Source organism: Streptosporangium sp. NPDC023963 (assembly GCF_040639135.1).
In the GTDB taxonomy this organism is placed as follows: Bacteria; Actinomycetota; Actinomycetes; order Streptosporangiales; family Streptosporangiaceae; genus Streptosporangium.
The window spans coordinates 147,700-171,592 of the sequence record NZ_JBEZZK010000016.1; the positions used below are offsets into that span (position 1 = coordinate 147,700).

Here is a 23,893-nt window from a genome sequence, read left to right on the forward strand (position 1 = left end):
CGGACGCGAGGACGCCGCGGGTGGCGGGCGAACGCCCCCCGCACGTGGCGGGCACGAGGACGCCGCGGGTGGCGGATGAGCGCTCCCCGCACGTGACGGACGCGAGGACCCCGGCGACCCCGGTGGCTCCGGCGAGCCCGATGACCCCGGTGGCTCCGGCGACCCCGGCGGCTCCGCGGACCCTGTGCGAGTTCGAGGCCGCGGCCCGCGCGCGCCTCGCCCCGGAGTACTACGACTACTTCGCCGGCGGGGCCGGGGACGAGGTCACCGTACGGGCCAACGAGGCCGCGTTCGGGAGGCTCTCCCTGCTGCCGCGAGTGCTGCGCGGCGCCGGGAGACCCCGGACCGACGTCGACCTGCCCGGAGGCCGGGCGGCCATGCCCGTGCTGGTGGCGCCGACCGCGTTCCACCGGCTCGCCGACCCCGAGGGCGAGCGGGCCACCGCGCGGGCGGCGGCCGCCGCCGGGACGATCATGATCGTGAGCATGGCCTCCACCGTCGCCGTCGGGGACGTGGCCGCGGCGGCGCCCGGGGCCACCCTGTGGTTCCAGCTCTACGTCCAGCCGGACATGGCCTTCACCGAGACACTCGTGCGGCGCGCCGAGGCGGCCGGGTGCCGGGCGCTGGTCGTCACGGTGGACTCGCCGGCCAGGGGCCTGCGGGAGCGGGAGCGGCACCACGGCCTCCGTGACCTGCCCGAGGGGATGGCCTGCGAGAACCTGCGCGACGGCGGGCGGGTGCGGCCGATCGTCATGTCGCCGGAGATCTCCTGGGAGCACATCGACCTGCTCCGGGAGATGACGGCGCTCCCGATCGTCCTCAAGGGCGTCGCGCATCCCGCCGACGCGCTCCTGGCGCTCGGCCACGGCGTCTCGGGGTTGCTGGTCTCCAACCACGGCGGCCGCCAGCTCGACACGGTCCCGGCCGCCGTCGACCTGCTGCCGGAGATCGTGGCCGCCGTCGGAGGAGCCGTCCCGGTGCTGATGGACGGAGGCGTCCGGCGCGGCACCGACGTCCTGAAGGCGATGGCGCTGGGAGCCCGCGCGGTCGCGGTCGGCCGCCCGGTGATCTGGGGGCTCGCCGCGGACGGCGAGCGCGGCGTGACCCGCGTGCTCGACCTGCTCCGCTCGGAGGTCGAGCACGCGCTCACCCTGTGCGGCTGCGCGTCGGTCCACGACCTCGATCCGGGCATGGTGCGACGGTCATGCCGGTGACCGCGCCGGTCAGGGCAGTGGCGGTCGCGGTCGCCGCCGCCACCGTGCTGAGCCTGCCCCGATGGCTCCCCGCCAGGGTCGTGGCGTTGCGGACGCGGGTCTTCGCCCGGGTCAACGGGGAGGAGGGGATCACCGTCCCCGGAGACCTGGTCGGCGTCGAGAGGTTCAGGGAGGTCTACTCCCACCCGGCGGCCGGCGGCCGGAGCAGGGGGGCCGCGCTGTCGGACCTGTTCTGGTACTGGCTGTCGCCCGGCGCCGAGATGCACCAGGAACACCTTGAGGCGGGAGAGCGGTACGACGCGGTCGCCCGTGCCACGCGCGGCTTCCTCTCCGTGCCGCGCGTGGAGGCCGAGGAGCTCACCCGCCGCTGCGTCGCCCGGGCGCTGCGGGACAAGGTGGGAGACAAGGGGGGACTGGTCCGGCTGCGTGACCTGATGATGCCGGTCTGGGCGGAGTTCTACTACGAACTCGTCTTCGGCGAGCCGTGCCCGCCGGTGGCGCGCGACCTGATCGTGGGCAACGCGGACGACGTCGTCACCGCGCTCAAGTGCTGCGGGCTGCGGCACATGGACCGGCGCGACCGGCTGACCCGGCATCTCGCCGGCCTGCTGCCCAAGGTGCGGGACCGGCTCCCGGAGGGGCTGTCGGCCAGGGAACAGGCCCTCTATCTGCAGGGGACCTTCTTCAACACCGCGGTCGTCCAGATGTCGGAGGCCATGGCCCACCTGCTGATGGTCCTCGCCCAGCACCCGGACGCCCAGGCCGGGGTGCTCGCGGGCGACGAGCAGGGCGGCGAGCAGGGCGGCGAGCGGGGTGACCAGCTGGGCGGTGAGCGGGGTGACGAGCGGGGCGTCGAACGGCACCTCGACCGCGTCATCTCCGAGACGCTGCGGCTCTACCCGCTCTTCGGCGTCGCCCACCGCGTCACCACCGGCGACATCCCCCTCGACGAGCGCACGACGATCCCGGCCGGCTCGGTGCTGTGCTTCGACTACCCCGCCTTCCACCGCGAGGGCTTCCCCGATCCCGGCCGTTTCGATCCCGGCCGTTTCGGCACGGACCGCTCGCACTCGGACTACTCGCATCTGGACCGTTCGGGCCAGGTCCGTCCGGAGCCGGACCGTTCGGGTCAGGTCCGTTCGGAGCCGGACCGCTCCGGCCGGGGCGACGTCGGCCGGGACGGCCCCGCCCCGGGCAGCCCGGCCCCCGGCTGTCCCGCCTCAGGCCGTCCCCGCCCGGGCCGGCCCGCGGTCCGGGAGCTCAACCACATCCCGTTCGGCGTCGCCGCCAACCGCCCCTGTCCCGCCTGGCGGCTGGCGCCGATCACCATGCGGGTCGCGGCGCGGGAGGTCCTGCGCGCGTACGCCCTCGACTCCTCCGCCTCCCACACCCGGTCGATGCCCAACCGGGGACCGTGCCTGCTCGTTCCGAGGGGTGCCCCCAGGGGGGCGGCCCATCGGGCGACGCTGCGGTTCATCCGGTTCCGCGACCGCTGGGAGGACGTCTGGCGCAGCCTCGTACAGCTCGTCCTCGGCACCTACATGGTCTGGGACGCGCGCAGGCAGCGGCTGTGTGAGCGCCACTTCGCGGAGGCCGACCGTTCGGCCGCCGCGGAGAACAGATGATCGTCCGGACCACGAGCGGAGAAACGGTTATGCCCACCCTGGCACAGGTCACCGCCGGTGACCCGAACCTCGCACTGATCCTCAAGGTCCTGCCCGCCCTGGTCGTCATCCTGCTGGCCGCGGCGATATGCGGCCGGCTGGCGACCATGCTGATGCAACCGCGCGTCCTCGGCGAGATGGTCGCCGGCGTCCTCCTCGGGCCGACGCTGTTCGGCCAGTTGTTCCCCGAGGCCCAGGCGGCCGTGTTCCCCGCCGAGGTCAGGCCCGTCCTGTACGTGCTGAGCACCATCGGGCTGACGCTGTACATGTTCCTGGTCGGCGCCGGGCTGGACCACGGCGCGTCGCCGCCGGGCGAGGGCCGCCGGGCGGCGACGCTGGCGTTCTCCGGTATCGTCCCCTCCCTGATCCTCGGCTCCTGCGTCGGCCTGCTCCTGTGGGACATGCTCTCCCGTCCCGACGTCAGCCGGTGGGAGTTCGCCCTGTTCGTCGGGGGAGCATTGTCGCTGACCGCGTTCCCCATGCTGGCCAGGATCCTGTACGAGCGAGGGCTGGAGAACTCCCCCCTCGGGAAGCTGACCCTGGTGGCGGCCGCCATCGACGACGCCCTCGCCTGGTGCATCCTCGCCGTGCTGTCGGCGATGCACCTCGACGCGGGTCCCGGCGACGCGGTGCGCACCATCGCCCTGACGGCGCTGTTCGCGGTGGTGATGCTGAAGGTGGTCGCACCGCTGCTGCGGCCCCTGGGCGAGGGCGTCGCGCGGACCGGTCGCTTCGGCCCCGGCGCCATGTACGTCGTCGTCCTCGTCCCCCTCACGGCGGGCTGGCTCACCGACTGGATCGGGGTCTACGCGGTCTTCGGCGGCTTCCTCGCCGGGCTGGCGATGCCCCGTGACCCGGCGTTCCGCAAGGCGCTGCACGGCCGCATGATGGACGTCGTCTCGACGCTGCTGCTGCCCGTCTTCTTCACCTTCTCGGGGCTGAACACCCATCTCGACGGAATCGCCGGCGGTCCCATGCTCCTGGCGTTCGCCGCGATCCTGGCCGCGGGTTTCTGCGGGAAGTACTTCGGCTGCTCGCTGTCGATGCGGGCCCTGGGATTCGGCTGGCGCGAATCCTACGCGGTGGGGGCGCTCATGAACGCGCGGGGGCTGATGATCCTCATCTTCATCAATATCGGCCTGGCGCAGGGCATGATCACGCAGGAGCTCTTCGCCATCCTCGTGCTCGTGGCCATCATCACCACCGCGGGAGCCCTGCCGCTGTACAAACTGGCGCTGCCGGAGCGTTACGAACGCGCCCACGAATCCGAGTCCCCCGGCCCGGAGACACGATCCCTGGAGGAACAGGCCGAGAAATCCCATTCCTCGTGACCGCTCGAATACGTTGACCGCCCCAATGCAGTGCGAACGCCGTTTTGTGATCAGCCGAATACGCTGCGAGCATTGCCGTGTAACTTTCAATTATTCTGGGAAAGCTGGTAATTCGGCGGGAGGAATGCCACGGTTGTTTCGTGGCTGCGACTTCGGGGACATCCGGCCCGCCCGCTCGACGGCTGCTCCTCGTCGAGGACGACCGCGAGCTCGGGCACATGCTGGTCGGGTTGTTCACCGAGCAGGGATACACGGTCGACCTGGCCCCGGAGGGGCAGCGCGGCCTGCACCTGGGCCTGAGCCGCCCGTACGACGTGATGATCGTCGACCGGGGCCTCCCGGCGGTCGACGGCATCGAGTTGCTGACACGGCTGCGCCGCCGGGCCGTCACCGTGCCGGTGCTCGTGCTGACCGCCTTCGGCACGGTCGCCGACCGGGTCACCGGGCTCGACGCGGGCGCGGAGGACTACCTGGTGAAGCCGTTCGAGATCGACGAGCTGCTGGCCAGGGTGCGGGCGCTGCACCGCAGGAACCTCGACCACGCCAGGCTGCTGCCGCTCGGCGCGGGCTGGCTGGACTCCGATTCCCACATCGTGGGGCTGCCGACCGGTGAGCAGGTGACGCTCTCGGGGCAGGAGTGCCGGCTGCTGAGCGCGCTGGCGACCCGTCCGCGGCAGGTGCACACGCGCGCCTCGCTGCGCCAGCGCGTCTTCGACGGCGCCCGGACGGAGTCGATCGTGGACACCTACGTCTACTACCTGCGCAACAAGCTGGGGGCGGACGTCGTACGCACCGTGCGGGGTGTGGGATACCGCCTGGGAGGGCTGTGAGGAGGCGTCCACCCCACGAGCCGGAGCGTTACCTGCTGCTCCGGGCCCGCCGCCGGGTCACCGTGCAGGTGGCGGGCGCGATCTCGGTGATGCTCGCGCTCGTCGGGGTGATGGTGTACTGCGTCATCACCGGCGACCAGGACGCCTCCGCGCGGCGCGACCTGGCCGTCGCGGCCCAGCGCGCGCTCCTCTCGCGGCCCCCGCCCTGCGTCTGGCTGTTCGAACTGCGGGGTGGCACCGTGCTGAGCTCTCCCGGCGCACCGGCGGTGCTGCCGGTGCGCGCCGCGCTGCACCGGGCCGCCGCCGGACGCGAGCCCTGGGTCGGCCGGATCGAGATCTCCGGGCAGTCCTATCTCGTACACACCCGGTGGCGTAGTGGCGTGGCGGTCCAGGCGGTCATGGACCTGCGCTACCAGGCCGCGGAGCGGCACCGGCTGCTGCGCTCGCTCGCCGCCGCGGAGATCGTCGGCCTGATGGCCGCGCTGATGATCGGCCAGCTCGTCGCCCGAGGGGCGATCGCGCCGCTGGGCGAGGCCCTGGCCCGCCAGCGCCGGTTCGCCGCGGACGTGAGCCACGAGCTGCGCACCCCGCTGACCCGCCTGCACATCCGCGCCCAGATCGTCGCCCGCGGGCTGCGGCGGGGGAACGACCCACTTCTCGCCGCGGCCGAGGTCGACCGGCTGGTGAACGGCACCCGGCAGCTGGGCGACGTGGTCGAGGACCTGCTGCTGTCGGCCCAGTTCGGCCAGCTGCGCCGGCCGTTCGGCCCGGTCGACCTGGCCGCGCTGGCCGAGGAACTCGCCCTGGCCGAGGCGGCCCGCGCCGAGGCGCACGGCGTGACGATCGAGGTATGGCGCCAGGCGCCGGGTGCCCACATCGTGCGCGGGGCGCAGTCCGCGCTGCGCAGGGTGATCTCCGCGCTCCTCGACAACGCGCTCGCCCACACCGGCGTGGGCGGCCACATCTGGGTCGTCCTCTCCAGCGGCCCGGAGACGGTCCGGCTCGAGGTCCGCGACGACGGCGTGGGCTTCGACCCCCGCGACGCCGAACGCCTCTTCACCCGGTTCGTCGGCGGGTCCCGCAGCGGGGGCCTGGGCCTCGGTCTCGCCCTCGTCCGGGAGGTGGTGGACGCTCACGGCGGGACCGTCACCGCGGACGGGCGCCCGGGAGCCGGGGCGGTGTTCACCGTCCTGCTCCCCGCGGACCCCGCCGGGGCGGCGCGCCCCCCGTACCTTCCGGAGCCCACGGACCACCCGGTCACGCCGCCGGAGGGTCTGGGCGGCGGACCTCACCTGGAGGGCCGAGGCGTGCCCGGCCGGTCGGAAGCCCGCTCCGGTCCCGGGCCGGAGCCGTGACCCCGTACCGGCCCTCGGGCTCGGCTGTTTGCGGGAGGGACGCGGACGGGGGCGGTCGGATTCACTTCGAGGGCTCGATCTTTCACTTCCAGGTCACGACCTCCGCCGCGTCCGGGCCGGAGCCGGCGAGCGCCCGTACCGGCCGGCTCCCGGAAATTCGATCGACTTCTTCGCCGCGATCTCCGCATACTCGTGTTCCTGCCTGGAACGTTCGCTCGGTCGCCGCCTGAAGGACGAGAACATGTCGACACCACATCTTCCCGACGGCCTGCTCGCCGAACTGCTCGACTGGGACGACGACTCCTCCGACGAGCATTTCGACGCGATGGACCGGTTGTTCGAGTCCCTCTCCGCGCCCGAGAAGATCATGGCCTTGGCCCGGAGCTGGTGGTCCGACGCGGATCCCGAGGTGCGGGCACTCGGATTCGACCTGCTCGCGGTGCGAGCGGAGGACTTCTCCTGGCACGTCCCACCGCTGATCGAGGCGGCGGACGCCCTCGTTCTGGACACGACCCATCTGGACCTGCGGTGGGCCGCCGCCCACGCGCTCAGCGTGGCCTGCGACGAGCGCGTGCTGTACCCGCTGCTGCGATTCGCCGACGACCCCAGCTCTGAGATCCGCTGGCAGGTGGTGCGCGGGATCCCGACCGGGATCGAGGTGCTTCCCGAGGAGGCGGTTCAGGCGCTGCTGAAGCTGATGCGCGATCCGGACGCCCAGATACGGGACTGGGCCACCATGAGACTCGGCCACCACGGGAAGAACGACACACCGGAGATCCGGGACGCCTTCGTCGAGCGGCTGGACGATCCGGAGGAGGACACGGCGGGCGAGGCCGCGGTGGCCCTGGCGATCCGGCGCGACGCCCGGATCGTGCCCGTGCTGGAACGCGTGCTCGCCACCGCGGACGTGGGCAACCTCTACGTCCAGGCCGCCGGGGAGCTGACCGACCCGCGGCTCCTGCCGCTGTTGCGGAAGCTCAAGGCCGACGGCTGGCGCGATCACACCGACAGCGATATCGATCTCGACTACGCGTTGGAGTACTGCACGTCGCCCCTGCCCCCGCTCACCTGATCTCTCCGTCCCGGAGCGTCCCCTCCGGGGCGGTGCCGCGCGGCGCGGGGGCGTGTGATTGGCTGTGACCCCGTGGACGTCGCTGAGATGCTGGGACTGCTCGGGGCCGGGACACTGGCCGGGGTGGTCGGCACGGTGGTGAGCCTGGCGTCGATCGTCTCCTACCCGGCGCTGCTCGCGTTCGGCCTGCCCCCGCTGGCCGCGAACGTCACCAACACGGTGGCGCTGACGTTCCACGGGGTGGGCGCGACGCTCGGGTCGCGGCCCGAGCTCGCCGGGCAGGGCGGCAGGGTCCTTCGGCTCGGCGTGACGACGCTGATCGGCGGGGCGGCGGGGTCGGCGCTGCTGCTGATGACCCCTTCCGACACGTTCGAGGCGATAGCGCCCTGGCTGATCGCCGTCGCCGCGCTGCTGCTGATCCGCCCGCCCAAGGTCGGGGGAGGGTTCGGCGGCGAGGACGGGTGGGCGGCGCGCGCCGCGCTGTTCGGCGTCGCCGTCTACATCGGCTACTTCGGGGCCGCGGGCGGGATCCTCATGTTCGCGGTGCTCTCGGCCGTGCTCGACCAGGCGCCGGTCAGGGTCAACGCGATCAAGTCCGTGGTGTCCTCGCTGGCGAACGCGGCGTCCACGGTCGCCTTCGCCCTCTTCGGCCCGGTGCAGTGGTCGGCGGTGGCGCCGCTCGCGCTGGGCTTCTTCCTCGGCGGCCTGCTCGGGCCGCCGATCGCCCGCCGACTGCCCGGCCGCGCACTCCGCTTCGGCGCCGCCGCCTGCGGGCTGCTCGTCGCGATCAAGCTCGGCGCCGACGCCTACATGTGAGCCGCCCGAGGGGACATCCCGTCGTGGAGACCACACCCCGCGTGACCATGGGACAGGCCTCGGTGCCGACCCTTGACATCGGGATTTCCTGGGGTCACGCTGTTGCGTATAGCGCTGTCTGTTCCGCCTTACGAAACTGGGGTTTGTTGCGATGATCCCTGCCTGCCCCCTCGCGGCCCTGCCACCAGGTGAGGCCCACCGGCTCGACGTCGATCCGCCCATCGCCGTCTTCCACACCGAGGACGGCGAGATCTACGCCGTGGACGACACCTGCACCCACCAGGACGCCTCCCTGTCCGACGGGTGGCTGGAGGGCTGCGAGATCGAGTGCCCGCTGCACGCGTCGAGCTTCGACCTGCGGACGGGACGGCCGAGCTCTCCTCCCGCCAAGCTGCCGCTGCGCACCCACCGGGTGGTGGTCGAGGACGGCACCGTCTACGTCGTCCCCTCCGAGGAGCCCCCGAACCTGCCGCCCGGCGTCCGCGCGAGCACCGCGTAGGACGCGAGCACCGCGTAAAGCTGCGAACGCCACGTGAGAACGTGAGCCCCGTGTGAAGAGGAGCCGACCGTGACCGCGAGAAGCCTGCCCCCCAGCGTGATCGCCACCCTGCCCGGCGGCTACTACACCGACGAGAACGTCTTCGCCCTGGAGCAGGCCCGCGTCTTCGAGACGATGTGGTTCTGCGTCGCCCGCGCGTCCGACCTCGACAAGCCAGGAGCCTTCAGGACCGTCCAGGTGGGCCGCGAGAGCGTCCTCGTCACCCGGGCCAGGGACAACTCGATCCGGGCCTTCCTCAACGTGTGCCGCCACCGGGGCGCCCGGATACGCACCGAGGAGTCCGGCGAGGTCAAGCGGTCCTTCCAGTGCCCGTACCACGCGTGGACCTACGATCTCGAGGGCAAGCTGATCGCCGCCCCGAACCTCACCAAGATGCCCGACATCGACCGGGTGGAGTACGGGCTGATCAACGTGCACGTACGCGAGTGGATCGGGTACGTGTGGGTGTGCCTGGCCGACGAGCCGCCGTCGTTCGAGGCGGACGTGGTCGCCGAGGCGACGCACCGGCTGGGCGACGAGAGGTCCATCGAGAACTACGACATCGCCAACCTCCGGGTGGGCCGCAGGATCGTCTACGACGTGAAGGCGAACTGGAAGCTCATCGTCGAGAACTTCATGGAGTGCTACCACTGCGCCACCATCCACCCCGAGCTCACCGAGGTGCTGCCGGAGTTCGCCGACGGGTACGCGGCGCAGTCCTTCGTCGGGCACGGCGCGGAGTTCGGCGAGGAGATCCGGGGGTTCACCGTCGACGGCTCCGAGGGGGTGGACCGCATCCCCGGGGTGGGCGAGGACCAGGACCGCCGCTACTACGCGATCACCATCAAGCCGCAGGTCTTCGTCAACCTCGTGCCCGACCACGTGATCCTGCACCGGATGTTCCCGCTGGCGGCCGACCGGACGATCGTGGAGTGCGACTGGCTCTTCCTCGGCGACGTCGTGGACTCGGGCAGGGACCTCGGCCCGTCCGTCGAGCTCTTCCACCGCGTCAACGTGCAGGACTTCGAGGCCTGCGAACGCTGCCAGCCCGCGATGAACTCCCGGGCGTACGCTCAAGGTGGGGTCCTGGTGCCCAGCGAGCACCACATCGGGGCCTTCCACGACTGGGTGCTCGACAGGCTGGGGACCGGCCCCGGCTGAGCGCCTGTAGGGTGCGCTTTCAAGGGTGATCGGCCGGAAGGAGGCGCGAGGATGGCCAGGAAGGCCCCGCGCGACGACGTCAACGAGGACGGCCTGGAGGTCGGCCCGCCCAAGGAGTGGGCCGCCGGCATCCCGGGGGTGACCCGGTCGCTGGTGGCCGCGAACGCCCAGATGGGCGTCGGCCGCACCCTGCGCACCCTGGCCGTGGTCAACCAGAAGGAGGGCTTCGACTGCCCCGGCTGCGCCTGGCCCGAGGGCGGGCACCGCAGCCCGGCCGAGTTCTGCGAGAACGGGGCCAAGGCGGTGGCCGAGGAGGCCACCGTCCGCAGGGTCACCCGCGACTTCTTCGCCCGGCACACCGTGGACGACCTGGCCCGGCACACCGACTACTGGCTCGGCCAGCAGGGACGCCTCACCGAGCCGATGCACCGGCCCGAGGGCTCCGACCACTACGTGCCGGTGGGCTGGGACGACGCGTTCGCGATCATCGCCCGTGAGCTGCGCGCCCTCGGCAGCCCCGACGAGGCGCTGTTCTACACCTCGGGCCGCACCTCCAACGAGGCCGCGTTCGCGTACCAGCTCCTGGTGCGCAGGTTCGGCACCAACAACCTGCCCGACTGCTCCAACATGTGCCACGAGTCCAGCGGCTCGGCGCTCAACGAGACCCTCGGCATCGGCAAGGGAACGGTCTCGCTGGAGGACCTTTACCAGGCCGACCTCGTCTTCGTGGTCGGCCAGAACCCCGGCACCAACCACCCCCGCATGCTGTCGGCGCTGGAGCGGGCCAAGCGCGGCGGCGCCCGGATCATCGCGGTCAACCCGCTGCCGGAGGCCGGGCTGCTCCGCTTCAAGAACCCGCAGAAGGCCTCCGGCCTGGTGGGCAAGGGCACCACACTGGCCGACCGGTTCCTGCAGATCCGCCTCAACGGCGACCTCGCGCTCTTCCAGGCCATGTCGCTGCTCCTGCTCGAAGCCGAGGACGCCGCCCCCGGCACCGTGGTGGACCGCGCCTTCGTCGAGACCCACACCCACGGCTTCGACAAGTGGGCCGAGGACCTGCGCTCCCTGGACTGGGCGGAGGTCGAGGAGGCGACCGGGCTGGACCGCCCGGCCGTCGAGGACGCCGTACGGGAGGTGCTCGGCGCGAAGTCGGTCGTCGTGTGCTGGGCGATGGGGCTCACCCAGCACAAGAACTCCGTCGCCACCATCAGGGAGGTCGTCAACTTCCTGCTGCTGCGCGGCAACGTGGGCCGCCCGGGGGCCGGGGTGTGCCCGGTCCGCGGCCACTCCAACGTCCAGGGCGACCGCACCATGGGCATCAACGAGAGGCCGCCGGCCTGGTTCCTCGACGCGCTGCGCGACGAGTTCGGCTTCGAGCCGCCCCGCGAGCACGGCTTCGACACCGTGGAGGCGATCCGCGCGCTGCGGTCGGAGCGGGCGAAGGTCTTCGTCGCGATGGGCGGCAACTTCGTGGCCGCGACCCCCGACACGGCGGTGACCGAGGAGGCGATGCGCCGGGCCCGGCTGACGGTGCAGGTGTCGACCAAGCTCAACCGCTCCCACGCCGTGTGCGGGCGGGAGGCGCTCATCCTCCCCACGCTGGGACGCACCGAACGCGACGTCGCGCCCGGCGACCGCGCGGGCCGCTTCGTCACGGTCGAGGACTCCATGGGCATGGTCCACGCCTCGCGGGGCAACCTGCCGCCCGCCTCCGACGACCTGCTCTCCGAGGTGGACATCGTCCGCCGCCTGGCGACGGAGCTGTTCGGCGCCGACCCGCACGTGCCCTGGGAGCGGTTCGCTGACTACGACGTGATCCGCCACCGCATCTCCCGGGTGGTCCCCGGGTTCGAGGACTTCAACCTGCGCGCCCGCCTCTCGGGCGGTTTCACGCTGCCCAACGCGCCCCGCGACGAGCGCCGCTTCCCGACCGCGACGGGCAAGGCCAACTTCACCGTCAACCACCTGGAGGTGCTGCGGGTCCCGCCGGGACGGCTGCTGCTCCAGACGGTCCGCAGCCACGACCAGTACAACACCACGATCTACGGCATGGACGACCGCTACCGGGGCATCCGCAACGGCCGCCGGGTGGTCTTCGTGCACGCCGACGACCTGGCCGAGCGGGGTCTGGCCGACGGCGACATGGTGGACCTGGTCAGCGAGTGGCCCGACGGGGAGCGCAGGGCGGAGTCCTTCCGCGCGGTCGCCTACCCCACCGCGCGCGGCTGCTGCGCCGCGTACTTCCCGGAGACCAACGTGCTGGTGCCGCTGGACTCGGTCGCGGAGACCTCCAACACGCCCACGTCCAAGAGCGTCGTGGTCAGGCTCGTCCGCCGCAACGCGGACGTCGGCTGACGGTCGGCCTTCACGCCGTTGACGAGGGCGTCCCACCGGGGGATGAGGGGGTGCCGGGATCCTTGACGTATCCGCGAGGGCTCATTCTGATGCGGGACACACGTGATCGGCGCAACAACGGGCGGCGTCCTCTCGCAGCTGCTCGTACGAGCGATTGCGGCCCGAAGGTCTCGCTGCCAGGCCCATCATCGTGGCCTTGCCGAGGACCTCCGGCGCGTCGGAGAACCACAGCTCTCCCAGGGGGATCCCCTCGCTGGCTCGTACGATCTTCTCGACCTGGGCGGTGGAGACCGCCGGGATCACGGAGGAACCGTCCTCCGCGCGCTCGCACACGATGAGTTCCTCGGGTTTGAGCCGGTCGGCGAGGGCCGGCGAATGGGTGGCGATGATGAACTGCGTCCTGTCGCTCGCCTCGCGGACCCGCTCGACGAGGATCTCCAATGCCTGCGGGTGCAGACCGTGGTCGATCTCCTCGACGCAGGTGAGCGCGGGCGGGCTGGGGTCGTAGAGCATCGCGAGAAGGCCCAGCAGGCGGATCGTGCCGTAGGAGGCGTCGAGCAGTGAGGTGGGGTCGCGCAACCCGCGCTCCCTGAGGACCACCACGACGGAACGAGCGCTTCCGGACGGGTAGTCGAAGTCGAGTGCTTCGAGCTGGGGGAGCACCTCTATGGCGTCGGCCTGCAGTCGCTCCCACGCCTCTTCGTCGGTGTCGCGCAGGGTCAGCAGGAACCTCGCCAGGTTGGAGGCGTCGTCCGCGATGGCCTCGTACCCGCTCCGGGAAACACGTGACGGCATGCGCGCGCGGTGTACGTCGACGTCGAAGACGCGGAAGGTGGTGAGGAAGTCGGCCAGGGCCACCACCTCTCGCCCGCCGAAATTCTCTGACAGCCGGGGCAGAGTGGACAGGCCGGTGCTGAACGGCTGGATTCCGACCTCCATCACCGCGGTACGCCGCTCGGACCCGTCGTCCGAGATCACCTCGTCGGCCCCGTACTGTGAACTCGCGGCTCGCTCACCCGACACTTCGATCCGGTTCCGCCAGCCACCGGCCCGGCTGAGATGGAAGATCTCTTCCCGAGCCGGAGGACTACCGTTGATCTTCAAGCGGTACATGTCGAGAGGGCATCTGGACGTTTCAGGCACGGACCAGTGCCCCTTCAGCCCGATCTGAATGTGGTCCGGCCGCAGGTCGCCCCCCCGGAACACCAGTTCGTCGAAGCCCCCTCGGTCCTCAAGCGCGGGCCCCAGGTCTGTCCGGACGATGTCGGCCAGGAAGTCGAACACCCTCAGCACGTTCGTCTTGCCCGCGCCGTTGGGCCCCACCAGCACGTTGACCCGCCCCAGCGGCAGCGACACCTTCCGCAGGCTCCGGAAGTTCTCCACTTCCAACTCGACCAGCCGCCCGGCCATCAGCCCCACCTCTTTCCGCCTGTGCCCGCGAGAGGCGTCCGGCGAGCCGCTTTCCGAGCCTCACGGGATCATCTTGCCTGTTTCCCGCGGCCCGTGCTCCGAACTGCGAACGGAGTATTCGATCACCCGGCAAACCGGTACTCGCAAGGGTCAGGGCGTGAGGTTCGGCAACGCCTGTCGATCGCCGGCAGTCGCGTCCGCCCGCCGGTTCGTGAGCGACGTCGCCACCGACTGGAAGGCGACGGGGGACATCCCGGAAATCGCCGAACTCCTGGCCTCGGAACTCGTCACCAACGCGCTGGCGTACGGCTCGCCGGACGTTCCCGCGAGCCCCGTCCGCGTCACGGTCGGCCGGGAGAGGGAGTTGCTGACCGTGGACGTCCACGACGCCTGCATCGCGATCCCGCGCCTGAGGCGGGCCGGCGACCTGGAGATCTCCGGCCGCGGTCTCGCCATCGTCCAGGACCTCTCCCGCAACTGGGGCTGGACCCTCAACCCCTGCGGCAAGTCGGTATGGTTCCAGCTGGCGGCATGGCCGTAGGAGGGGAGAGGGTCCTCCGGTTCCGTGCACGCCGTCGGGCAGGCTGATGGAGCCCTCGGCTGCCCGAGCCGTGGATCACGGCCGTGAGCCGTCGATCGCCGATCGGCCGGTCCCGGTGTCGATGCCGCCGACGATCAGGTCGGTGAGCGCGGCGACCGCGTCGGCGACGGTTGCCCGCCCCCGGTTCAGCTCCGCGGCGATCGCCTCGGCCGCGCCCAGCGCGCCGACACAGCGCAGTCGAAGGGCTTCCGTCGTGAGGTCGGAGTGCGGCAGCAGTGCCGCGGCCATCAGGTCCGTGAAGCTGTCGAACATCTCGCGCTCGATCACTTCCATTTCCGGATTTCCCTTCAGCGCGGCGGAAACGGCGTTCCACTCCGGCATGTCGGTGGAGCACGCGAAGTACGCGGTGCTCAGGACGCGGGCTGTCTCGCCGAGGGTGGGCTCGGCCTCCCGCAACGCCTGTGCCGACGCGGTCCGGTGTCGTTCGTCGAGCCGCTGGTAGAGCGCGAGCAGCAGGCCGGGGCGGGTGCCGAAGTGGTCGTAGACGATCGGCCTGCTCACCCCGGCGGCCTCCGCGAGGGTGAGCAGGGTGAGGCCGTCGGCGCCCTGGGCGCGCACGATCCTCAGGGCGGTGTCGAGCAACTGCTCCCGCCTGGCCTGTCTGGACAGGCGCGTCGATGCCGTGGCCATTGCGCTCCCTTGCGTTGCCGCCCAGCCTAGGCTACAAAATGTAGGTTACAAAATGTAAGTTAGTGGGAACACGAGAGGAGAACGCGATGGAGCACTCGAAATCGGTACTGATCATGGGTGGTTCCGGTCAGGCGGGCGCGGGGACCGCGGCCATCCTGCGCCGGTGGTATCCGACACTGCCGCTCACGATCGCGGGCCGCGATCTGGAGCGCGCGCGGCGTGTCGCCGACGAACTCGGCGACGCGACAGCGGTGACCATCGATCTGCGCCGCGACGACCTCGGCCTCCCCGCGGGCCATGAACACTCGGCGGTCGTCGCGGCACTGTGGGACAGCCACCTGAACGGACTGCGCTACGCCCAGGACCGCGGCCTGCCGTACCTCAGCCTCTCCAGCGGCCTGACGGACATCGCCCCCGAGGTCGTCGCGGGCGGGCAGCGGGCCGGCGCCGCCCCGATCCTGCTGGCCAGCCACTGGTACGCCGGTCTCGTCGTCCTCGCGACACTGCACCTCGCCAGGGAGTTCGGCCGGATCGACACCATCCGGGCCGACGCCGTACTGGACGAGCCGGACATCGGCGGGCCCGCGGCCGCGGCGGACATGGAACGCCTGACGGCCTCCACCTCGGCGGGACTCGTCCGCCGCGACGGCGTCTTCAGCTGGGTCGACGGTCCCGAAGCGCGGGTGGAGGTCTCCGGAGCCGACGGCGCCGTCCTGCCCGGTCAGATCATGGCCACCCTCGACGTTCCGAGTCTCGCCATCGCGACGGGCGCACCGAACGTCCGCTTCGCGTTCGCGGCCGGTGAGTCCGCCGAGAACAGGCGCCGAGGCGAGCCCGCCTCCAGCGTGGTCGGGATCGATCTCGAAGGAGAGGATCACAGGGGTGCACCGCTCAGGAGGAGACGCCACCTTCGCCACCCGGAGGGGCAACGCGACCTGACCGCGCTCGCCGTCGCCCTCGGTGTCGAACGACTGCTCGGCCTGCGCGGCGAAGCCGTGGCGCCGGGCCTCCACACCCCCGAGGCGTTGATCGACCCCGCCTACGCGGTCGAGCGGATGATGGAGATCGGTGCCACGTTCGCCGAAGCCCCGGGTGATCGATGAACAGCTCCGCGTGTCCCGCCTTATCGGGGGCAGGGCAATGGGGGAGCCCCTCCACCGGCACCGGTGGAGGGGCCCCGTGTCAGGGAATCAGCCCGGCGGGAAGTTGCCGTGCTTGGCGACCGGCAGGGCCGGCTGGCCGGCGCCGCTGAGGACGGCCGGCTCGATCGGGAGACCGGCGAGGACGGGGTTGATGTGCCGCAGGGTCAGCGACACGGTGGGCAGGGCCGGGGTGACGAGGTCGAACTTCTCCAGGTCGATCCACCGGACGATTTTGAGCACCTCGTCCGGGATGACGTCGCCGGCCTTCTGCACCGGGACGCACAGCCGGCGGGCGGTGAGGACCTGCGCGCCGTGCGTGGGGATGATCGGGGTGAGAACGGGGTTGAGCTGGCGCAGGGACAACTGCTGGTTCAGCGACGTGTTGGGGGTGATGGCGTAGCACTTGAGGTCGATGTGGCGGACGAGTGACAGCACCTCGGCGGGTGGGAGCACGTTGTTCTTGATGACCGGCACGCACAGCTGCTGCGGGGTGTTGAGGAAGATCTGCGTGCGCGGCAGGCTCTGGACCCTCAACCCCTGCGGCAAGTCCGTCTGGTTCCAGCTGACGGCCTGGCCGTGAGTTTTCCGAGGCCCGACGCCCGCCAGTACAGTACGTGGGTGGCGAACCTACGAGAGCAGATTCTCGCCGAACTCGGCGTCAAGGCGATCATCGTCCCCAAGGTCGAGATCCGGCAGCGGGTCGACTTCCTCAAGGACTACTTGCGGTCGACCCCGGCCAAGGGGTATGTGCTCGGGATCAGCGGCGGCCAGGACAGCACGCTGACCGGCAGGCTGTGCCAGCTCGCCGCCGAGGAACTGCGTGCCGAGGGGCACGAGGCCACCTTCGTCGCGATGCGGCTGCCCTACGGCGTGCAGGCCGACGAGCACGACGCGCAGATCTCGCTGGAGTTCATCCGGCCCGACCGGTCGATCGCGGTGAACGTCAAGCCGGGCGCGGACGCCGTCGCCGCCGAGACGGCGCTCGCCCTGCGGGAACTTTCAGGGGACGAGCTGCGGGACTTCGTGCGCGGCAACCTCAAGGCCCGCGAGCGCATGGTGATCCAGTTCGCGATCGCCGGGCAGCTGGGCATGCTCGTCGTGGGCACCGACCACGCGGCCGAGGCGGTGACCGGCTTCTTCACCAAGTACGGCGACGGCGGTGTCGACATCACCCCGCTGACCGGGCTGACCAAGCGCCAGGGCGCCGCCCTGTTGCAGGAGCTGGGCGCACCGCCGAGCACCTGGGAGAAGGTGCCGACCGCCGATCTCGAGGACGACCGGCCCGCGCTGCCCGACGAGGTGGCTCTCGGCCTGACGTACACCCAGATCGACGACTATCTGGAAGGCGTCGACGTCGCGCCGGACGTGGCGGAGAAGGTGGAGTCGCTCTACCTCGCGACCCGGCACAAGCGGGCCGTTCCGGTCAGCCCGCTCGACGACTGGTGGCGGGCCGGGAGCGCGTCCCCCACGGCTGCCGGTCACCCTTCCCCCGCCGGTCGCTGATCGAGCGCGTAACCGCCGTCACCGGAGAGCTCGAAGGTCGTGCACCTGCGGCATCCCCGGCGCTCCGGACCGGAGGCGCTGACGGTGGCGACGGTGGCGACGAGGCCGCCGCCGTGGGAGCGGACGGGGCGGAGCCGGTCTTGGCACGGCGCGTATGTCTTTGACCTGGACCGTGCTCCAGGATCTAGCTTTCTGTCCATGACAACGCCTCAACACAGGATCGGCTCCGGCTTCGGCGCCAGGAGCACCGCGGACGACGTCCTGCACGGGATCGACCTGTCCGGAAAAACCGCTGTCGTCACCGGCGGCTACTCGGGACTCGGTCTGGAGACGACCCGCGCGCTGGCACGTGCCGGAGCGCGCGTCGTCGTCCCCGCCCGGCGGCGGGCGGCCGCCCAGGAGGCGGTCGAGGGAATCGACGGCGTGGAGGTCGACGACCTCGATCTGGCCGACCTCGGCAGTGTCCGCGGATTCGCCGAGCGCTTCCTGGCATCGGGCCGGGACATCGACATCGTGATCAACAACGCCGGGATCATGGCCTGCCCCGAGACGCGGGTGGGCCCGGGGTGGGAGGCGCAGTTCGCCGTCAACCACCTCGGCCACTACGCGCTCGTCAACCGGCTCTGGCCGGCGATCGCACGCGGCGGCGGGGCGCGGGTGGTCGCCGTGTCCTCCGGCGCCCACGCGATCACGGGCATCCGCTGGGACGATGTGCGGTTCGAGCACGGATACGACAGGTGGCAGGCTTACGGGCAGGCGAAGACGGCGAACGTGTTGTTCGCGGCTCGGCTCGACGCGCTCGGCCGCGACGTCGGGGTGAGGGCGTTCTCGGTGCATCCCGGCAGCATCCTCACCCCGCTGCAGCGCCACCTCCCGAAGGAGGAGATGGTCGCCGCGGGGTGGATCGACGAGAACGGCGACCTGGCCGATCCCACCTTCAAGACGCCCGAGCAGGGTGCGGCGACGCAGGTGTGGGCGGCGACCTCCCCGCGGCTGGCGGGTATGGGCGGCGTGTACTGCGAGGACTGCGACATCGCGGAGCCGGCCGGCGACGACGGCCCGCGCGGCGGGGTGCGCGGCCATGCGACCGACCCCGACCAGGCCGCGCGCCTGTGGGAGCTGTCGGCCGGCCTCACCGGCGTCGACGCGTTCGTGTCCACGACCTAGCCCTGTTCTCCGTACCTCGCGGTGGTCGAGGCATCCGGCATGGCTGGGGCCGGTCGCGACTGGCCGGAAAGACGGTTCGCGGGGCTCGGGAGACAGCGAGCGTGACGGGGCGCTCCGAGCGTGGAGAAGGCGGGGAACGGAACGTCGAGCCGGATCGGTGTCGGTTCGGACCCGGGGGCGAGGACGTCCTCAGCCGAGGAACGCCGCGGTGGTCGCCACGAACCGGCCGGCGTCGTCGAGCCAGGGGTGGTGGCCCGCGCCCGGCTGCACCACGAGCGTGGCGTCGGGGAACAGCCCGGCGAACTCCGCCGCGGCCGGAGGGGGGCTGTTCAGGTCGAACTCCCCGGTGAGCAGCAGGACGGGGGACTCGAAGGCGACGAGCGCCGCACGGGTGGTCTCCGGGTGGAAGGCGCCCTCGGCCGCGAAGAGCGCGACGGCCTCCCCGTTGCCCGGCCGGCTGGACGTATGGTGCTTTCGTGCCGCGGCGTCCCACCGGCCGTGGAAGAAGGGGGCGATGGCCTCCCAGTCGTCGCCGGTGCCCTCGGTGATCGCCTCCAGGGCGGCGAACGCCGCAGGGAACCACGGCTCGTCCTCGCGAAGCCGGGCGAGCTCGCGCCGCGTCTCCCCGGTGATCGCTATCCCGACGGCCCGGGTGCTGGGGCCGATCAGGGCGAGCCTGCCGACGCGGTGCGGGTGGCGGGCCGCGTACTGCGTCGCGATGTTCGTGCCGGCGGAGTGGCCGAGCAGGTCCATCCGGGCGAGCCCGAGGTGGTCGCGGAGCGCCTCGACATCGTCGACCAGGCGGTCGCAGCGGTAGGAGGCGGTGTCCTCGGGGATCGCGGACCGGCCGGTGCCGCGCGGGTCCAGGAGGATCAGCCGGCGGTGCGCGGACAGCCCGCCGAGATCGCCGAGGTAGGCGGAGTCCGTGGGACCCCCGGGGAGGCAGACGAGCGGGTCGCCGTCCCCGGTCACGCGGTAGGCGAGCAGGGTTCCGTCAGGTGCGGAGAAGGTTGGCATGACGTGAATCCTGTCATCTATAACCAGGTTATACAACCTGGTTATGATCGCAGGACGCGGGTGTATAACCGAGCTATGGCAGGTGAAGAGGGCGCGCGCCGCAATCCCGTGACGCTGACCGAGGAGCAGGCCAGGCGGATGCTCGCCGAGGTGAACGACGTCATCCGCGCGGGTGAGGAGATGCGGGCCCTGCGCGCCGAAATGATCAAAATCTTCGTCGGATACGGCTGGACCCAGGACAAGATCGCCCGGCTCACCGACATGAGCCAGCCCGCCGTGTCCAAGCAGGTGACGAAGTACGCGCTGGACGACCCGCCTTCCCCGGTGGAGCTCTCCCTCGACCAGCACGACGCTCCCTGGCTCGAAGGGCGCCTGTGGGGCCTCGCCGAGGAGATCTCCGAGACCTTCGACGGCACCGCCCGCTGCACGCGCCACGTCAACGCCGTCGCCCGGGGAAGGAAGCGTTTCACCCCCCAGAGCGTCGACGAGTTGCGACGCCTCGTCGAGGAGGACCTGAGGCTGCGCCGGGCGGAGCTGCCCGGCGGCTACCGGGAGGCGTACGACGAGATCAGCCGTGGCCTCGACGTCCCCTCGAAGGCCGTCGCCACCACCACCGCACCGGCCTCCGTGCGCCGCGCCCTCGCCTGTCGGATCCAGCGCGACCGGCTCAGGGGTGATGCCTGAGCCTCCGTGCGCCGCGCCCTCGCCTACCGGATGCAGCGTGACCCGTTCAGGGGTGACATCTGAGCCTCCGTGTTCGGGGCGCCGGCTCGCGAGCTGCGTGTCCTTTGTTTCCCGCGCTGTTACTACCAAGGGCCCCAACTTTCTGGGTCGCCACACCTTCACCCGCGCCGAAGCCGTGGCGTGGGCTTGGTCCTCTCGACCTGGGCGAGCAGCCTTCGTTCATCCAGTGACCGCGCTGGCATTTATCACGTTCGCATGACATGACCCCACACGCACTGAGATCAGATGTTCACTGGAAGCACCGGACTCGGGGAACAGGCGAGACACGCGCGGGCGGCCAGGAGCGGTGGATCTGTTCGCAGGGGGTAGCGAGGGGCAGGACTGGTTGCGCCGTGTGCCGGCCGTGGCAGCCGGAAGACCGGCCCTGGTCTGGATGGGTGTGGTCTACCGGGTAGCGGGTGAAGGGCGGTCGAAGTGAGCTCTGCGGGTTTGCGGGTGTTGTATCTGACGGCGTCGTCAGCTGGAGACCTTCGAGTAGGTGAGGAGATCCGGCGGGTGCGGGCAGGGGTGCGGGGGGCTTTGCATCGGGACGTGGTGGAGATCGAACACCTGCCGGCGGCGACGCTGGGAGATCTGCTGGATGGGCTGACCCGGGTGGCTCCGCACGTGGTGAGTTTCTCCGGGCACGCCGATGAGGGTTTTCTGGAGTTCGAGACCGGCGCGGACCGGCGCGGTAGCGGGCATCGGCTGGCGGCGAAGGTGTTCGCTCAGGCGATGGGCGCGGTCGACGTTCCGCCGAGGCTGGTGGTGTTGAACGCGTGTAAGTCTCAGGCTCATCTGCAGGAGCTGGTGAAAGCGGTTCCGCTGGCGGTGGGGATGGCCGGCAGCATCGGTGACCCGGCTGCGCTTGCTTTCGCTGCTCGTTTCTATGCTTCACTCACCGACGGGCAGTCGGTGCTGGCCGCCTACCGGTTGGCCAAGGTTCAGATGGCGGGTTCCACCGATTCGATGATGGATGCGGATTTGCCGGTCCTGGTCCATGATCCGGCCCTGGACCCGGCCGCTGTCAGGTTGGTGTCGCCGGACCCTTCGTAGCCGGATCCGACACGGGCGCCATCGGATCCGGGGTCCAGCAGGCCACAGGCCGGGACGAGCCGCTGCTGGTAGGGGTGGTGCCGCTGGCTGCGGACTGTTTCCAGGAACGCGAGGTCGCCGGCCGGCTTGAAGCCGCTCTGGCCGCCGGCCAGACGGCCGTCCTCACCGGCAGCAGCCGTCGCGGCGGCGGGTCGAGGGTGCTGTCGGGAATGGGGGGAGTCGGCAAGACCCAGCTGGCCGTCGCCTACACCCGCCGCGCCCTGGCCGATGGAACGGCGGTGGTGTGGGTGACCGCCTCCTCACGCAAGGAGATCGTCGCCGCCTACGCTGAGGCCGCGGCGGCCCTGCACCTTCCCGGCTGTGACGGAATCGATCGTGAGGGCGACGCTCGCCGCTTCCTGGCCTGGACCACCGCCACCGACCGCAGCTGGCTGGTGGTCCTCGACGACATCCAGGACCCCGCCGATGTCTCGGGGTGGTGGCCGCCCGCCGACGCGAAAGGCAAGGTGCTGGCCACCACCCGCCGCCGCGATGCCGCCCTGGCCGGTCAGGGGCGGCACCTCGTGTCGATCGACACCTACACCCGGGCCGAAGCCCGTGCCTACCTCACCGAACGACTCGCCCCCCGCGATCGGGACGAACCACCCGAGCAACTGAACGGACTGGCTGCCGACCTGGGGTTCCTGCCGCTCGCACTCGCCCAGGCCACCGCCTACCTCATCGACGCCGACATCGCCATCGCCGCCTACCGGAGACTGCTCGCCGAGCGGCCCCTCGAGGGCATCTCGCCCGACAGCCTTCCCGACGATCACCAGCAGATCGTCACCAAGACCTGGGTACTGTCGATCGACAGGGCTGACGCTGCGCGCCCTGCGGGAATAGCGCGGCCGCTGCTGGAACTACTGTCGGTGCTGGATCCCAACGGCATCCCGGACGCCGTGCTCACCAGCCGGCCCGTCCTCGCTCATCTGGCCACCGGTGACTCCGACCTGGTCCGGGACGGGTTGCGGGTGCTGCACCGGTTCGGCCTCGTCACCCACAACCCCGCCGCCACCTATCGTGAGGTCCGCGTCCACCAGCTCATCCAGCGTGCCACCTACGAGGCCCTCACAGCAGACCGGCGGCTCGATGTCGCCCATCGAGCCGCTGACGCGCTCATACAGGCATGGCCGGACATCGAGCGCGACCAGCTCGGCCCGGTACTTCGCGCCAACACCACCGCCCTGCGCGACACCACGGGCACCGCTCTATGGCAGCGGAACGACAAAATCCACCAGGTCCTCGACCAGTCCGCTCACAGCCTCGGCGATGCCTTGCAGCCTGAGGCGGCCTTTGCCGAGTTCACCCAGCTCCACCTGGCCACTGAAGAGATCTTCGGACCCGATCATGTCAGCACTCTCGACATCCGGCTGAAATCGGTGTACTGGCGTGGTAGCGCAGGGGATACGGCGGGAGCGGTGGCGGCTTTCGAGGAACTGCTGGCCGACATGCTTCGGGCGCTGGGACCAGACCACAACGGTACCTTGGTCACCCGCTATGAACTGGCGAATTGCCGAGTGGACAATGGAGACATAAATCAGGCCGTGGTGGAGCTCAAGGACCTGCTTGCAGACAGCGTTCGGATAAGGGGTGCAAACGATAAGGAAACCCTCACGATTCGTTTTGGGCTGGCGCAGGCACAGCAGTCGGCAGGAGACCCAGCCGGAGCGGAAGCCATGTTCAGGGAATTGCTGGCCGATGATACAAGGATCCTGGGACCGGACCATCCTTTTACCCTGGTCGACCGCTATAGCCTGGCTCTCCTGCAAGAGACCAACGCGGACGTCGTGACAGCTCTCGAACAGCTCCTGGCCGATGATCTGCGAGTATTCGGCCCCAACCATCCCGAAGTCTTCGTGACCCGACTCACGCTGGCACAGCGACGAGCGATCGCAGGCGACAGCGCGGCAGCGATGGCCGAGCTTGAGGAGTTGCTGGCTGACCAGACACGGCTACTGGGCACCGACCACCCCAGCACCCGCACCACTCGAATCGAGTTGCTGAGGCAGGCATCCTTGTACGCTCGTGCACTGAGTGAGCAGGCACGCCAACTCACCTCCTCGCACCGCCACGAAGAGGCCGTGGCCGCCTACGAGGAAGCGATCCGCCTCGCCCCTGGCCACGCCGGCACACACCGGGGACTGGGAAACGTGCTCCACCGACTCGGCCGACACGAAGAGGCCGTGGCCGCCTACGAGGAAGCGATCCGCCTCGCCCCTGGCCACGCCGGCACACACCGGGGACTGGGAAACGTGCTCCACCGACTCGG

Annotated in this window: 21 protein-coding genes; 17 read left to right on the forward strand and 4 right to left on the reverse strand. The window is 70.8% G+C overall.

Annotated features, from left to right (window positions below; all coding sequences use genetic code 11):
• Positions 1 to 68: 68 nt before the first annotated feature.
• From AB0F88_RS34975 to AB0F88_RS35020, 10 genes are all read left to right on the forward strand, one after another.
• The gene (locus AB0F88_RS34975; protein WP_362694269.1) at positions 69 to 1,214 is read left to right on the forward strand and encodes an alpha-hydroxy acid oxidase; all 1,146 of its coding nucleotides are present in this window, start codon (positions 69 to 71) and stop codon (positions 1,212 to 1,214) included.
• Positions 1,205 to 2,839, forward strand: a complete 1,635-nt coding sequence (locus AB0F88_RS34980) for a cytochrome P450 (RefSeq protein WP_362694272.1) — start codon at positions 1,205 to 1,207, stop codon at positions 2,837 to 2,839. Before AB0F88_RS34975 ends, AB0F88_RS34980 begins: the two co-directional genes overlap by 10 nt.
• Positions 2,840 to 2,868: 29 nt before the next feature.
• Positions 2,869 to 4,209: a cation:proton antiporter gene (locus AB0F88_RS34985; protein WP_362694275.1), complete on the forward strand. Its 1,341-nt coding sequence runs from the start codon at positions 2,869 to 2,871 to the stop codon at positions 4,207 to 4,209.
• A gap of 140 nt (positions 4,210 to 4,349) precedes the next feature.
• Complete coding sequence (locus AB0F88_RS34990) at positions 4,350 to 5,039, forward strand: response regulator transcription factor (RefSeq protein WP_362694278.1); 690 nt, start codon at positions 4,350 to 4,352, stop codon at positions 5,037 to 5,039.
• On the forward strand, positions 5,036 to 6,394 hold the full coding sequence (locus AB0F88_RS34995; protein WP_362694281.1) for a HAMP domain-containing sensor histidine kinase: 1,359 nt from the start codon (positions 5,036 to 5,038) through the stop codon (positions 6,392 to 6,394). The genes AB0F88_RS34990 and AB0F88_RS34995 overlap by 4 nt, the downstream gene beginning before the upstream one ends.
• 241 nt (positions 6,395 to 6,635) lie before the next feature.
• A complete protein-coding gene (locus AB0F88_RS35000) occupies positions 6,636 to 7,466 on the forward strand; it encodes a HEAT repeat domain-containing protein (RefSeq protein WP_362694284.1) in 831 nt (276 codons plus the stop codon).
• A gap of 72 nt (positions 7,467 to 7,538) precedes the next feature.
• Positions 7,539 to 8,282, forward strand: coding sequence for a sulfite exporter TauE/SafE family protein (locus AB0F88_RS35005; protein ID WP_362694287.1), 744 nt, complete (start codon positions 7,539 to 7,541; stop codon positions 8,280 to 8,282).
• 151 nt (positions 8,283 to 8,433) lie between these two features.
• Complete coding sequence (locus tag AB0F88_RS35010; protein ID WP_362694290.1) at positions 8,434 to 8,781, forward strand: bifunctional 3-phenylpropionate/cinnamic acid dioxygenase ferredoxin subunit; 348 nt, start codon at positions 8,434 to 8,436, stop codon at positions 8,779 to 8,781.
• Positions 8,782 to 8,850: 69 nt separating this feature from the next.
• Positions 8,851 to 9,981, forward strand: coding sequence for an aromatic ring-hydroxylating dioxygenase subunit alpha (locus AB0F88_RS35015; RefSeq protein WP_362694293.1), 1,131 nt, complete (start codon positions 8,851 to 8,853; stop codon positions 9,979 to 9,981).
• Positions 9,982 to 10,032: 51 nt separating this feature from the next.
• Positions 10,033 to 12,336 (forward strand): FdhF/YdeP family oxidoreductase, encoded by a 2,304-nt coding sequence (locus AB0F88_RS35020; protein ID WP_362694296.1) that lies wholly within the window; start codon positions 10,033 to 10,035, stop codon positions 12,334 to 12,336.
• Positions 12,337 to 12,417: 81 nt separating this feature from the next.
• Here the strand turns inward: AB0F88_RS35020 and AB0F88_RS35025 are convergent, their stop codons facing one another.
• On the reverse strand, positions 12,418 to 13,746 hold the full coding sequence (locus AB0F88_RS35025) for an AAA family ATPase (RefSeq protein ID WP_362694299.1): 1,329 nt from the start codon (positions 13,744 to 13,746) through the stop codon (positions 12,418 to 12,420).
• A gap of 157 nt (positions 13,747 to 13,903) precedes the next feature.
• Here AB0F88_RS35025 and AB0F88_RS35030 point away from each other — a divergent pair, with 157 nt between their 5' ends.
• On the forward strand, positions 13,904 to 14,287 hold the full coding sequence (locus tag AB0F88_RS35030; RefSeq protein ID WP_362694302.1) for an ATP-binding protein: 384 nt from the start codon (positions 13,904 to 13,906) through the stop codon (positions 14,285 to 14,287).
• Between the two features lie 75 nt (positions 14,288 to 14,362).
• Here the strand turns inward: AB0F88_RS35030 and AB0F88_RS35035 are convergent, their stop codons facing one another.
• Positions 14,363 to 14,977 (reverse strand): TetR/AcrR family transcriptional regulator, encoded by a 615-nt coding sequence (locus AB0F88_RS35035; RefSeq protein WP_362694305.1) that lies wholly within the window; start codon positions 14,975 to 14,977, stop codon positions 14,363 to 14,365.
• 86 nt (positions 14,978 to 15,063) lie between these two features.
• On the opposite strand from AB0F88_RS35035, the gene AB0F88_RS35040 reads away from it, so the two are divergent.
• The gene (locus AB0F88_RS35040) at positions 15,064 to 16,080 is read left to right on the forward strand and encodes a hypothetical protein (RefSeq protein WP_362694308.1); all 1,017 of its coding nucleotides are present in this window, start codon (positions 15,064 to 15,066) and stop codon (positions 16,078 to 16,080) included.
• Positions 16,081 to 16,167: 87 nt separating this feature from the next.
• Here AB0F88_RS35040 and AB0F88_RS35045 read toward each other — a convergent pair whose 3' ends face one another.
• The gene (locus AB0F88_RS35045) at positions 16,168 to 16,665 is read right to left on the reverse strand and encodes a hypothetical protein (protein ID WP_362694311.1); all 498 of its coding nucleotides are present in this window, start codon (positions 16,663 to 16,665) and stop codon (positions 16,168 to 16,170) included.
• Between the two features lie 72 nt (positions 16,666 to 16,737).
• On the opposite strand from AB0F88_RS35045, the gene nadE reads away from it, so the two are divergent.
• Positions 16,738 to 17,622 (forward strand): ammonia-dependent NAD(+) synthetase, encoded by an 885-nt coding sequence (gene nadE, locus AB0F88_RS35050; protein WP_362694314.1) that lies wholly within the window; start codon positions 16,738 to 16,740, stop codon positions 17,620 to 17,622.
• A gap of 198 nt (positions 17,623 to 17,820) precedes the next feature.
• A complete protein-coding gene (locus tag AB0F88_RS35055) occupies positions 17,821 to 18,789 on the forward strand; it encodes an SDR family NAD(P)-dependent oxidoreductase (RefSeq protein WP_362694317.1) in 969 nt (322 codons plus the stop codon).
• 189 nt (positions 18,790 to 18,978) lie between these two features.
• Here AB0F88_RS35055 and AB0F88_RS35060 read toward each other — a convergent pair whose 3' ends face one another.
• A complete protein-coding gene (locus AB0F88_RS35060) occupies positions 18,979 to 19,806 on the reverse strand; it encodes an alpha/beta hydrolase (protein ID WP_362694320.1) in 828 nt (275 codons plus the stop codon).
• Positions 19,807 to 19,881: 75 nt separating this feature from the next.
• On the opposite strand from AB0F88_RS35060, the gene AB0F88_RS35065 reads away from it, so the two are divergent.
• The 3 genes from AB0F88_RS35065 to AB0F88_RS35075 all read left to right on the forward strand — a co-directional run.
• Positions 19,882 to 20,490, forward strand: coding sequence for a hypothetical protein (locus AB0F88_RS35065; protein WP_362694323.1), 609 nt, complete (start codon positions 19,882 to 19,884; stop codon positions 20,488 to 20,490).
• 567 nt (positions 20,491 to 21,057) lie between these two features.
• On the forward strand, positions 21,058 to 21,585 hold the full coding sequence (locus AB0F88_RS35070) for a CHAT domain-containing protein (protein ID WP_362694487.1): 528 nt from the start codon (positions 21,058 to 21,060) through the stop codon (positions 21,583 to 21,585).
• Between the two features lie 74 nt (positions 21,586 to 21,659).
• A partial coding sequence (locus tag AB0F88_RS35075) for a tetratricopeptide repeat protein (protein WP_362694326.1) occupies positions 21,660 to 23,893 on the forward strand: 2,234 nt, incomplete at its 3' end.